Source organism: Allobosea sp. UC22_33 (assembly GCF_042700715.1).
In the GTDB taxonomy this organism is placed as follows: Bacteria; Pseudomonadota; Alphaproteobacteria; order Rhizobiales; family Beijerinckiaceae; genus Allobosea.
Genome location: NZ_CP170556.1, coordinates 2,998,002 through 3,010,026, shown reverse-complemented (window position 1 = coordinate 3,010,026; position 12,025 = coordinate 2,998,002). Strand labels below are relative to the sequence as shown.

Below are 12,025 nucleotides of genomic sequence, written 5' to 3'. Positions count from 1 at the left end.
AGCGCGAAGCTCGGCAGGGCTAGGACGACCGGCACCGTCAACAGACCGCGACGGAACACGCCGCGCCCTGCCTCGTTGTAGGAGTGGGGGCAGATGCGGAGAACACTGATGCTGCGGTTCGTCGCTATGACCGCCCTCGCGGCGGCGCTTTCATCCCCGGCGCTCGCGGAGCCCGGCTTCGTTCGGACGGTCAGTCTGCCGGTGCTGGGGTCGTCCTCCGCGCGCGGGCCCAAGGCGGCCTGTGAACTCCCGGCAAGCGTGTCGGCGAAGCCGGTCGTGCTGGTGCCCGATCAGGCGATGAACCTGTCGCCGCGCATGATCCAGGCGATCCGCGTCGACAACAACAATCCGTCGATCGACTGACACAATCCGCGCTCCTGACCATCACTCCATGGAGCCTCGGCGCTTGCCGACCTCTGCCCGGCAGCGTAAACCCCGCGCGGCACTGCCTTGATCGTGCCTGATTGGCCCGCCATCGGGCGGCAGCCGGCATTCTGGACAGGTGCGGCCGGCAGCCGCGGGGATGAATGATGTTTTCGCTTACGCCAGCGATCGACCGCCTCAGGGACGCGGCCTCGGCCAGCCATCTGCGGGCCTGCATCTTCCTGCTGCTCCTGTCGCTCGCCGCCTTCCTGCCCGGATACAGCACGCTCCAGCCGCTCGATCGCGACGAGCCGCGCTTCGCGCAGGCGAGCAAGCAGATGCTGGAGACCGGCGATTTCGTCGATATCCGTTTCCAGGACGAGGCGCGCCACAAGAAGCCGGTCGGCATCTACTGGCTGCAGAGCGCGGCGGTGAAGGCCGGCGAGGCTGTCGGCGTGCCCGAGGCGCGCACGCAGATCTGGCTTTACCGCATCCCCTCGCTGGTCGGCGCGACCGCGACCGTGCTCCTGACCTACTGGGCGCTGCTCGCTTTTCTTTCGCCGCCGCTGGCCTTGTTGGGCGGCGCGCTGATGGCGGCCGCCGTGCTGCTCGGTGTCGAGGCGCGCATCGCCAAGACCGATGCGCTGCTGGCGGCCTGCGCCGTTGCGACCATGGGTGCGCTGACGCGGACTTGGCTCGACTGGACGCGCTCGCTCGCCTTCGTGCCGGACCGGCGCAACTGGCTGGTGTTCTGGGGCGCGACCGCGCTCGGCCTGCTGATCAAGGGGCCGATCGTGCCGATGGTCTGGGGTCTCGCCATTCTTGTGCTGAGCGCAAGCCAGCGCTCCTTCCGCTGGCTGAAGCCATTGCGCTTCGGCGCCGGGCTATTGCTCTGCCTCGTGGTCGCGCTGCCCTGGTTCGCCGCGATCATGATCAAGACCGGCGGCAGCTTCTTCACTGAGAGCGTCGGGCAGGACATGCTCGGCAAGGTCGCCGAGGGGCAGGAGAAGCATTGGGGGCCGCCCGGGCTCTATCTCGTCGTCTTCTTCGCGACCTACTGGCCGGCGGCGGCTTTCGCGGCCATGGCTGTGCCCTTCGCCTGGGTACGCCGCAAGGAGCCGCAGATCCTGTTCCTGATCGCCTGGATCGTGCCCTCCTGGCTGGTCTTCGAGGCGGTGCCGACCAAGCTGCCGCATTACGTGCTGCCGCTCTATCCGGCGATCACCGCGCTCTTGCTGCTCGCCGTGCTCAATGGCGGCATCAACCGTTACCGGCGCGGCGCGGTGCTCACCGCCTGCCTCGTCGTGATCGTGCCGCTGGCGCTGATGGGCACGATCCTGTTCGGCAACTGGACGCTCGACCGGGCCGTGCCGTGGCTCGCGCTGCCGTTCTTCGCGCTCGTCCTGCTGTCCGGGATCAGCGTCGTCGCGGCCTTCCGGCGACTCGACTTCGAGGGCGCGCTCTGGCGCTGCGTGCTGGCGAGCCTGCTGCTGACCATTGCCGTCTATCCGTTTGCCATCGAGAGCCTGCGCTCGCTGAAGCTGTCGCCGCGTCTGGCGGAGACTGTGAAGGCTGCCGGCTGTGCCGATCCGGCCGTGCTGACACTGGGCTATCGCGAGCCGAGCCTGGTCTTCCTGACCGGCACGAAGCTCACGATGGCCGCAAGTGGCACTGACGCTGCCGCCTTCCTCAACCAGCCCGGCTGCCGCGTCGCCTTCGTCGAGCGCCGCTTCGCCGATGATTTCAAGGCGGCGCTGGCCAGCCAAGCCGTGAAGCCGCGGCTCGTGACGACGATCAACGGCTTCAACCTCAACGGTGGGCGCAAGCTCGAGATCGCCGTCTTCGCCCGTTCGCCCGGTTGAGCCATTGCGCGCGCAACCCTTCTGCGCGAAACCCTTGCCCTCTCGGCTAAGCTGACGCAGTTTGCGGGCCGTTTTTCCGGATGATGTCCCTTTGACCGAAACCTCTTCCCATCCGCTGCTCAGCGTCGTCGTGCCGGTGCGCAACGAGGTCGGCAATATCGCGCCGCTCGTCGCCGATATCGAGAAGGCCTGCGCGGCGATCGGCCCGTTCGAGGTCGTCTATGTCAATGACGGCTCGACCGACGGCACGGCGGCTGCCCTGGCCGATCTCGCCACGACGCGGCCCTGGCTGCGCGTCGTCACCCATGCCCAGTCCTGCGGCCAGAGCGCGGCGGTGCGCACCGGTGTGCGCCATGCCCGCTCGGCGATCGTCGCGACGCTCGATGGCGACGGCCAGAACGACCCCGCCTTCCTGCCGGAGATGGTCGCGGCCCTGCAGAAGGCCGGCCTTCAGGCCGGAATGGTGCAGGGGCAGCGCGTCGGGCGCAAGGATACCGGCTTCAAGCGCTGGCAGTCGAAGATCGCCAACGGCGTGCGCGTGCGCGTGCTGAAGGACGATACGCGCGATACCGGCTGCGGGCTGAAATGCTTCCGCCGCGAGGCCTATCTTGCCCTGCCGTATTTCGATGCGCTGCACCGCTTCATGCCGGCATTGATGGCGCGCGAGGGCCACAAGGTGCTGCATGTCGACGTGCGCGACCGGCCGCGGCTGACCGGCGTCTCGAATTACGGCTTCTTCGACCGGCTCTGGGTGGGTATCCTCGACCTTGCTGGCGTGTGGTGGCTGATCCGCCGGCGCAAGCGCGTACCCCAGATCGTCTCGGAGACGATGTGATGCTCATCGACCTGCAGCAGACCATCGGCAACTATTTCCACGACGTCTTCGTCAACAATATCGACTGGTGGGTCCTGCTCGGCGTGGTCGCGCAGGGGCTCTTCACCATGCGCTTCGTGGTGCAGTGGCTGGCGAGCGAGAAGGCCGGGCGCTCGGTCGTGCCAATGACCTTCTGGTGGTTCTCGATCGGCGGCGGCGCGCTGCTGTTGATGTACGCGCTCTACCGGCGCGACCCGGTCTTCATTCTTGGCCAGGGCTTCGGCGTCTTCGTCTATATCCGCAACCTGCAATTCGTCCTGCGCGCCAGGGCGCGTGGCGAGGACACGAATTCCGGGCCGGGCTAGGTCCATAGGGGCGGACCGGGTACCGTATTCAGTCCGATCCTGTAGCTCTTTGATCTTGCATCGGCTTTGCCCAAAAGCCGCGCTCGACTTTTCGGGCCGATGCTCTAGCTCCGCGACGGCGGCGCTGCGGGCTCGGCCGCCGCGCCGTCGGAGGGCGAGGGCAGCTTGTCGGCGGCGGCGGCCTGCGGCTTGCGCATCGCGGCCGAATAGGCCGGGTAGCGCTCGCGATAGGCCTTCAGGAATTCGGAGAGCGTGTCGGCATTGGCGGTGGCGCGGGCCATTTCGCGGATGTCGGAAGCACGCGCCCGGTCGGCCCCGGTGATGAAGGCGAAGGTCCGGGCATCGGCGCTACGGGCCATCTTCGGCGCGAACTTGCTGCGCAGCCGGTCGAGCGACAGGTTCTCGCTGCCCATCACATAGGAAACGCCGGCCCGCATCACGTCGGCGCGCTCGCTGTCGCTGAGCGTGCCCTCGCCGCGCCAGCTCTCGCCAAGCAGGCGCTCATAAGCCTCGCCCGCCTCGCGCCAGCGGCGCCCGGTCCAGTAGATGTCGGCGCGCAGCCGGTCGATCTCGGGTCCCTGCTGCGCTTCCAGCAGCTCGAGCGCCTGATCGGTGCGCGAAAGGTCCGACAGCGCCTTGGCCTCCAGCAGCAGGCGGGCGCGCCTGACGTCGGCCGGCAGTTCGACGAGCCGCGTCGTGTTGAGTGCGCGGACCGCATCGGCCGGCTTGCCGTTCATCAGGTCGACCATGGCAAGCCGCGCCGCGACCGTGGAGCGTGCCGCGCCGGTGAGGCGCCGATCCATCTGATATTTCAGGATCTCGGCCGCCTGGTCCAGCAGGTCGAGCTCGACCAGCCTGTCGGCGAGCAGGCGCGTGATCTCGTCGCCGCGCCGGCCGATCGGCAGGAATTCCTTGAAGTCGTAGAACAGCGCCAGCGCTTCGATGCGTGACAGCTTGCCGAGGCCGCTGCCGCTGAACAGTTCGGCAAAGCGCTGGGCGGTCTCGTCATGCATCCGCGGGGTCAGCGGATCTTCGGTGAAGTTCTCGTTGGCGCGGCGCGCGACCATGAAAGCATCCCGCCAGCGCTGCTGGTCGGCATAGAGCCGGCTGAGTTCGGCCAGGGCCTCGATCTCCAGCCGTCCGCCGCGCCAGATCACCGAGACCGTCTCCAGCCGGGCGATGGCTTCCTCGGGCTTGATATCGGTGCGCTTCTCGGCGTCGGCGAGCTTGACCGCGCGCAGTTGCGCCTCGGCCGCGATCGGGCGGCTCTTCGCCTCGAAGAGTGGCTTGTAGCCGTTCATCGCGGCTTCCGGACGGCCGCCGATATCGTCGAGCCGCGCCTGCAGCAGGGCGAGGTGCTCCTGGTCGAAGGCGCCGCGCGGCATGTCGGCGAGCACCTGGATCTGCCGCTCGGCGACAGCGATATCCTGCTGGGCGAGCGCGGCGCGCGCCATCGCCTCGCGGAACTCGCCCTGGAGATCGACCGGGTAGCGGTCGAGAATGGCCTCAGCCCGGCGGAAGCCGACCAGCGCCTGAGCATTGCGGTTCAGGCGTTGCTCGACCAGGGCACGCCACAGCCCGGTCTCGGCATCGTCCTTGATCGGACCGGCATCGAAAGCGGCCAGTGCCTGCTGGTCGCGATACATGCCGGCGGCGACGACACCCTTCAGGAAGAGCGCCTCGCGGTTCCCGCGCATCGTCCTGTCGTCGGCGAGCAGGGCGTTGAGCGGGCCGGCCGCCTCGGGCATCAGGCCGTTGGCGGCATAGAAGCGGGCGAGCGCCAGCCGGGCCTCGGATTTGCGGCCGCGCGAGGCGTCGGTGACGTCGAGCATCAGGGCGCGGGCGCGCTCGAGCGGATTGCCGAGGCGCAGCTTCGTCCAGGCATCGCCATCGAGCAGCGGCGCAACCTCCTGCTTCTCGGTCTTCTCTTCGGCTTTCCGGGCGGGTTCGCCGATGTCGAGCGAGACGTTGAGTCCGCCACTGCGGCCGACGCGGACCTGCTCCATGCTGGCGCGGACGACGACATCGTCGGCGTGCGGCTGGACGGCGAGGCCCTGCGCCGTCGGGAGCAGGCCGAACTCGACGAACTGGTAAGGCTTGGGCGTGAGCCGGGTCGGGCCTGTCGCGGTGGCAACGGCAACGGGCAGCCCGGCAGGGCCGGATTCGAGCCAATGGATGCCGGTCAGGCCTGCGAGCGGCACGGCGACGATGGTCTGGCCGTGATCGTCTATGCTGCGCTGCGGCTCGACCGGTGCCACAGGCCGACCGGCATCTTCGCCGAGGTCGAGCGACCATGTCGGGCCGTTGTCGAAGAGGCGCGCCAGCGGCTGGCCGGCGAGCCTAAGCCTGACGAGCGTGACCTTGCCTTCGCGCGAGACCGTGCTGTCCTCGATCAGCTTGGGCATCAGCCCGGCGAGCTTCGCGGGATCGATGGTGTCACGGGTGTCGAAGACCAGCGTCATCACGCCGGCATCGAGGAAGGCGGCGGCGCCGGTCGGGCGGGTGAAGCGGAAATCCAGGCGCTTGCCGTCGGCGGTGATGGCGACCGGACCGGGGGGGATTTCAGGAGCGGGCGGAGCTGCCGCAACGACTTGGGCGGGCGGCGTCGCGACCGCGGCAGGGGGCGTCGGCGCCGCCGGCTTGACGAGATCGGCAAGCGAGAGCGCCTCCTGCTTCACCGGGCGCAGCAGGTCGACGACCAGCCCGGACTCGTCGTTGAAGCTGCGGACCTGCCAGTCCTTGGGCAGGGACAGGGTCAGGCTCAGCGCCTCCCTGCCGGCATCGAACCCGGCGAGGCTGATATCGCTCGGCAGGGCGCTGCGGATGGCGCCGGCTTCGACATTCATCGGACGGTCGAAGACCAGCTTCAACGTGCCGTCGGACAGGTCGCTGGCCAGCTTCGTCCCGGCCGGCGCCTTGAAGATCAAGCGCTCGAGCGTCGGCAGGCTGGCCGTGTTCATCGTCAGCAACGCGGGCGGAGTCGCTGGCTGGCGCGCGGCTTCCTTCGCGCGGGCTTCGGCAAGGCGCAGGCGCTCGGTGAGCTCGGCCATGGCTTCCGGCGGCGGACCCGGCATGACGCCGGACCAGTTCTGCGGCAGGAGATCGATGAAGGCCTTGTCGCCGGCCTCGATCAGATTGGCCTTGTAGGGTTGGGTCAGCGCGAAGCGCATGCCGCGCCCGTCGGGGTCGACGCGGGCGACGGAGACGTAGTTCGGCAATTCGCGGGCGATGCGCGCGATATCGACCTGGACCTGGCCGCCGAAGGCGACGATCAGCACGCCGTTGGAGACGCGGATGCGGGTCTGGATCGGTTCGTCGAAGGTGAGGGACAGGCGGCCGAAGCCGGCCGGCATGGCCTCGCCGCGCAGGTTCGCCCCGGCCGCGAGGGCAGGCGTCTCCAGGCCGGCGGCGAGCGCGAGAGCGGCCAGCCCGATACCGAAGGCGAGGGAGCGCGACAGACGCAAACCGTGATACTCGACCCAACGCGACACTGAGCCTCGCCATGCCTTAAGACGCGGCGGCCCTCCGGAACGCTAGCGCGTCAACCATAATGGCGTGTTAACGTTCGGGCTCCGCGGACTGCAATGTCCGCTGAGGTTTCTCGATCGGGAACGACCATTGGCACGGCCCTGTTTCGGCGGGCGCGGATCATGCCGGGCTGTTCGGGGCGTGCGACTCTAGCATTCGCTGCATGTGGGGGGATTGTAACCCCCTGCCGTGGGAGGCGGGCCGCCATACGGCGCACCGCGATATCCGCCGCTGCCGTATCTTGGATAGCCGCCATAGCCATGGCCGCCCCCATAGCCATGGCCGCCTCCATAGGGAGGAGCAGGTGCGTAGACGACGGGGGCAGCCGGCGCACCACAGCCGTACTCATCGCAGTATGAGCCTGGGTAGCCATACGCGCGCTGATCGACGCAGCCCGCCGCGAGCGTTCCGAGCAGCAAAACCGAAGCGAGGGGTATGAACCGCATTGAGGTTTCCTCCTGCCGCGATCATCCGCCGCCGGACCTGAACGATTGCTGACAGCCCAAGTTCCACGCCGCCTTGCGCGGCCCTTTTTGATCGGGGGCGCTTAAGTACGTCAGGGATGTGTGCCGCCTGCTGCTCGTCCGGCGTCGTTCGCCCCTGCTTGAAGGCTGTGCCGATGATTCCGTCAACGCATGCGTCCGCCGCGAAAGCCCACTGCGTTGAGGATTGCCAGGAACTTATCCGACGGGTTGAGTTTATGTTCCGGTAAGAAATCGACTCCACGCTGGTTAGTCTATTGGATCAACGGGGTGAATTTAGTTTCTAGCTACCGATCCTGAGCCTGGGGTTTTCAATGGCAAGATTCACATTAATTTTTCTCATGATGTGCATTTTTACTAATGAGTCGATTGCGTCATGTCTGCCGCCAGACGATCCTGTGCTTTCGGGAATCAGCAAACTGGTCGATCGCGATCCCATGTTGGCCTCGCAGATGGCCGACAGGTTTCTTGCGAGCAAGCAGGATCTGACGGCCGAGGCGAAGGGCCGGCTTCGGGCCTTGCAGGCGGAAGGCTTCGGGCGACGGTCGCAAGCAGCGGGTGCGCGGCGGATTTCCAATCTCGGGCTCGCGGAGCCGTTGACGGCGGATAGCGACGCCCGCGTCGAATTGCTGTGGATTCTGGCGACCAACACAGATCGCCCGGAGCAGCTCGCCCTCTTGCAATCCGAGATCGAGGCGCTCGCTGCAAAGGCGGTGCCGCATTCGGCGCGAGCGATCTGTCTCGACATTGCGCTGGGCAACATCCAGCGCGTGCGCGGCGATTTCGGTGAGGCCGCGCGGCTGCTTTTCCAAGCCTATCACGCCAGCGACCTGCCAGCTCTGGCCCTGGCCAAGATCGAGGCCACACGGTTGCTCGGTCGTGTGTGGGGGGACGCGGGCAATGACGATGCCGCGCTCGAGCTCAACCGGACCGTGATCGAGTTCGAGAATGCGAACGGCAATACATTCATGCTCGGCATGGCACGGGGCTATCGGGGGATCTATCTCAACAACAGCCGGCGCTTCGAAGAGGCCTTGCCGGAGCTGGAGGCCTCCCGCGCTTCGCATCAGCGGTTCTTCGCCAGTGCCAGCGAGGCTCATATCGAGAATGAATTCTGCCGTGCGCGGATCGGGCTCAGGCAATGGGGTGTGGCTAGGCTTCATTGCGACCGGGCCAAGGAGAAATTCATCCTGGCCAATGAAACCGGGTTCGACCGGACGGAACTGCTGACTGCAGAGATCGACCTGGCCGAGGAGAAGCTCGGCGACGCCCGGCGCCGCCTCGACGACATCATCGGCAAGGGCTCGACTGCGGCAGGTATCAACCTGTTCGAGGCATTCCGACTGCGGGCCGAGCTGCATCAGCGGCAGGGGGACTATCCTGCGGCGTTGTCAGACCTGTACGCGTATATTCAGAAGCACGGCCGCTGGAAGGAGGCCGCCACAGCCCGGCAGACGCTGGTCCTGTCGGAGCGTTTTGCCGCGGTCCTGCATGCGACGCGCGCCGAGGCCTTGCAGAAGACGCTGGAACTCGAGCGTCAAACGGCTCGCGTCAACTCGCAAAGCAGCCTGGTCATGATCGGCGCCATGGCATGCGTCATGCTGATCCTGTGCCGCATGCGCTTCGTCGACGTCAGGCATCAGCGTCGGCTGACGCTCATCGCCAATACCGACCTGCTGACCGGAATTCCAAATCGCCGGCATATCCTGGAACGCGCCAAGGAAGCGCTCGCCGCGGCGCGCGGCACAGGCCGCGCGTTCTCGGTCGCGCTCCTCGATCTCGACCATTTCAAGGCGATCAACGACAGGTTTGGTCACCTGACGGGCGACACCGCGCTCAAGCAGGTCGCTGCTGCGGCCGAGGCGAATCTACCCGAGGGAGCAACGATGGGCCGTTGGGGTGGGGAGGAATTCCTCATCGTTTTCGAAGGTCATGGGCTCGACGACTGTTCTGCGCATCTGGAAAAGCTGCGCCACGAAATCACCCTGATCCGGCCTCACCGCGATGCCGTCATCCCGCTCAACTTCAGCGCCGGCCTTTCCGGGAACGACGATGCCACGCTTTCCATCGAGCAGATGATCAATCAGGCGGATCATGCTCTCTACCGCGCGAAAGCCTGCGGCCGCGGCCAGACGCAGCGATTCCAGAGCGAGCCGCGCGCGTTGCTGACCGCAGCGAGCTGAGGACGACAATGGCCCTGCAGCGATCAGCGCTGGGGCGTGATCGCCGGGAGCTCGTTGCCGGGCAGGGGGGCTTCGTTGGCGACGCGCTCGACGCTGGCGCTGCGGCCGCTGGTCGCCAGCGCGACGGTCAGCTTCTCGGCGCGGTCCGGCGACATCGCCGCCAGCACCTCTGACATCTTGCGGGGATTCATCTGCTGCACGACCGGCACGAGCACATCGAGGCCGAGACGGTCGAAGACGCGCGCGGCGTCCTTCGGCTTCATCGCCTCGTACATGATGACGAGGTTCTTGATCGCCTTCGCCTCGTCGGCGGAGGCCTTGGCGGCCGGGCCGGCCTTCTCTTCCATGGTCTTGAGGTCGCCGACGCGGCCGTCGAGCTTCTTCTCGGCGGAGTTCAGCAGGCGCTCGCGCATTTCCAGCTCGCGCATCCGCCCTTCCAGCTCCTCGCGGCGCTCGCCCAGGCGCTCCAGGATCGCCTTCTCGGCCGGGGAGACCGGCTGGACCGAGCCGTTCATGAGGCCGGCCTTGTTGTTGGGGTTGGCGGCGCGGGCCGCTTCGGCCTTGGCCTCGGCTTCCTTCTTGTCCTGCTCCTTCTTCGGGTCGGGAGCGGGGACGGAGCCGGTCGTTTCCGGATCGAAGACGTTGGGCGCGGCCTTGTTCGTCTGCTTGGCCGCGGCCTGCGCGAAGAGCGGCGAGTTGGGCGGGATATGACCCGGCGAGGGCTCCGCCGTCCAGGCGAGCAGCTTCAGCGCCAGGAGACCCATGGCGCCGAGAATCACTGCCGGCAGGAGGCGGGGCCGTTCGATCACGCAGCCTGTTCCTCGAGGCGGCGGGCGGCGCGGGCGCGGATGGCGGCGGCGGACTGGGCCGCGCTCTCAAGGCGCGAAACCGGCGCAGGCGCGGCCGGCGCCTCGACCGGGGCCTCCTTGGCGCCGACCAGGGTCGCGGCGCTGACGATCTGGCCGATGCGCTCCATCACCGCCTGGCCGGCTTCGACCTGGGCGGCGAGATCGGCGGCGTAGCGCTCGGCGGTGCGCAGGCGCTCCTCCAGGGTGCGGTCGCAATCGCCCAGCGTCGACTTGAGGCCGGCGATGGCGCGCTCGGCATTGTCGGTCGCGGTGATCAGCGCGCCGACGGTCTGGCGCATGCCGGCCTCGTCGGCCTTCAGGCGCTCGATGCGCTTGGTCAGGACGAAGCAGGTGACGATGGTGGCGACCAGGAGGCAGGCGACAAGCACGTCGGCGATGAGATTGATCGTCATTGTGTCCTCTTCAGGTCGTGGCGCCGAGATGGCTGGCGAGGCTGTCGAAAGCGGCGATGGTGGTCTTGGAGCGGCGCAGCGGGCTGACGACCTGGACGGCGATCTTGCCGTCGATCCGGCCGATCCGGCCTTCGGTGACGACGAAGTCGCCGCAGCGCAGCGAGACGGTGGCATCCGGGCGGGCATCGAACATCAAGGTGTCGCCGATTTCGAGCTTCATGACGCGCTTGAGCGGCATCTGGGTCTCATGCAGTACGCAGGTCACGTCGACATCGGCCTGCCAGACCTCTGTCGCGAGATGGTTCTCCCAGATCGGATCCCGGCCCAGCTTCTCGCCCATGAAGCTTTCGAGCAGCAATTCGCGGATCGGCTCGATCGTGGCGTAGGGCAGGACGATGTGCAGCGCGCCGCCGCGGCCTTCCATGTCGAACTTGAGCTCGACGCGGATCGCGGCATTGGCCGGGCGGGAGATCGAGACGAAGCGCGGATTGGATTCGACGCGGTCGACATTGAAGCGCACCGGCGAGAGCGGCTTGAAGGCGGCCTCGGCATCGCCCAGCACCAGCTCGATGACGCGCCGGACCATGCGGATCTCGATGGAGGTGAAGGGGCGGCCGTCGATGCGCGGCGCCGGCTGTCCGCGCTTGCCGCCGAACATCGCGTCGAGAACCGAGTAGATCAGCGAGGACTCGATGGTGATCAGGCCGAAATTGTCCCATTCCTCGGCCTTGAACACCGAGAGCAGGGCCGGCTGCGAGATCGAGTTGATGTAGTCGCCGAAGCGCACCGAACGGATGCTCTCCAGCGTGACCTCGACATTGTCCGTGAAGAAGTTGCGCAGGCTGGTCGAGAGCAGGCGCACCAGGCGCTCGAAGATGATCTCGAGCATCGGCAGGCGCTCATAGGCGACCGAGCCGGAATCGACGATCGCCTGGATGCCGTTGCGGCCGTCCTTGTCATCGGTGCTCGAGAAACCGAGCATCGTGTCGATTTCGTCCTGCGACATCAGGCGGTCGGTACCGCCTTCCTGTTCGCCGTCGTCCTCGATGATGTCGGGCATCGTCGCCCAGCCGGCCGCCATCCCTTCCGGGGTCAGCGGTTCGTCGCTCGGCATATTCTTGTCGCGTTCGGTGCTCATCTTTGCGCCGCCATCTCGGTCCAGTATGC

Annotated in this window: 9 protein-coding genes; 5 read left to right on the top strand and 4 right to left on the bottom strand. The window is 67.2% G+C overall.

Going from position 1 to position 12,025, the window contains the following annotated elements:
• Positions 1-108 precede the first annotated feature (108 nt).
• The 4 genes from ACFJGT_RS14340 to ACFJGT_RS14325 all read left to right on the top strand — a co-directional run bounded on the left by ACFJGT_RS14340 (position 109) and on the right by ACFJGT_RS14325 (position 3,404).
• Entirely contained in the window at positions 109-363 is a 255-nt protein-coding gene (locus ACFJGT_RS14340; protein WP_377838655.1) for a hypothetical protein, read from the top strand.
• 164 nt (positions 364-527) lie between these two features.
• On the top strand, positions 528-2,225 hold the full coding sequence (locus ACFJGT_RS14335; protein ID WP_377838654.1) for an ArnT family glycosyltransferase: 1,698 nt from the start codon (positions 528-530) through the stop codon (positions 2,223-2,225).
• Between the two features lie 91 nt (positions 2,226-2,316).
• Complete coding sequence (locus tag ACFJGT_RS14330; protein ID WP_377838653.1) at positions 2,317-3,060, top strand: glycosyltransferase family 2 protein; 744 nt, start codon at positions 2,317-2,319, stop codon at positions 3,058-3,060.
• Entirely contained in the window at positions 3,060-3,404 is a 345-nt protein-coding gene (locus tag ACFJGT_RS14325; protein ID WP_257732267.1) for a lipid-A-disaccharide synthase N-terminal domain-containing protein, read from the top strand. Before ACFJGT_RS14330 ends, ACFJGT_RS14325 begins: the two co-directional genes overlap by 1 nt.
• Before the next feature lie 104 nt (positions 3,405-3,508).
• On the opposite strand, the gene ACFJGT_RS14320 is transcribed toward ACFJGT_RS14325, so the two are convergent.
• Positions 3,509-6,895 carry a tetratricopeptide repeat protein gene (locus ACFJGT_RS14320; protein ID WP_377838652.1) on the bottom strand — a complete coding sequence of 1,129 codons (3,387 nt, stop codon included), beginning with the start codon at positions 6,893-6,895 and terminating at the stop codon, positions 3,509-3,511.
• A 917-nt stretch (positions 6,896-7,812) separates the two neighbouring features.
• Between ACFJGT_RS14320 and ACFJGT_RS14315 the strand changes: the two genes are divergently transcribed.
• On the top strand, positions 7,813-9,597 hold the full coding sequence (locus ACFJGT_RS14315; RefSeq protein ID WP_377838651.1) for a diguanylate cyclase: 1,785 nt from the start codon (positions 7,813-7,815) through the stop codon (positions 9,595-9,597).
• A 23-nt stretch (positions 9,598-9,620) separates the two neighbouring features.
• Here ACFJGT_RS14315 and ACFJGT_RS14310 read toward each other — a convergent pair whose 3' ends face one another.
• Genes ACFJGT_RS14310 through fliM form a run of 3 tightly spaced genes read right to left on the bottom strand, consistent with a single transcriptional unit; the run spans position 9,621 to position 11,996 of the window.
• Positions 9,621-10,406, bottom strand: a complete 786-nt coding sequence (locus tag ACFJGT_RS14310) for a MotE family protein (RefSeq protein ID WP_377838650.1) — start codon at positions 10,404-10,406, stop codon at positions 9,621-9,623.
• On the bottom strand, positions 10,403-10,858 hold the full coding sequence (locus ACFJGT_RS14305; RefSeq protein WP_377838649.1) for a DUF6468 domain-containing protein: 456 nt from the start codon (positions 10,856-10,858) through the stop codon (positions 10,403-10,405). The genes ACFJGT_RS14310 and ACFJGT_RS14305 overlap by 4 nt, the downstream gene beginning before the upstream one ends.
• Positions 10,859-10,868: 10 nt before the next feature.
• The gene (gene fliM / locus ACFJGT_RS14300) at positions 10,869-11,996 is read right to left on the bottom strand and encodes a flagellar motor switch protein FliM (protein ID WP_377838648.1); all 1,128 of its coding nucleotides are present in this window, start codon (positions 11,994-11,996) and stop codon (positions 10,869-10,871) included.
• Between the last annotated feature and the right edge of the window lie 29 nt (positions 11,997-12,025).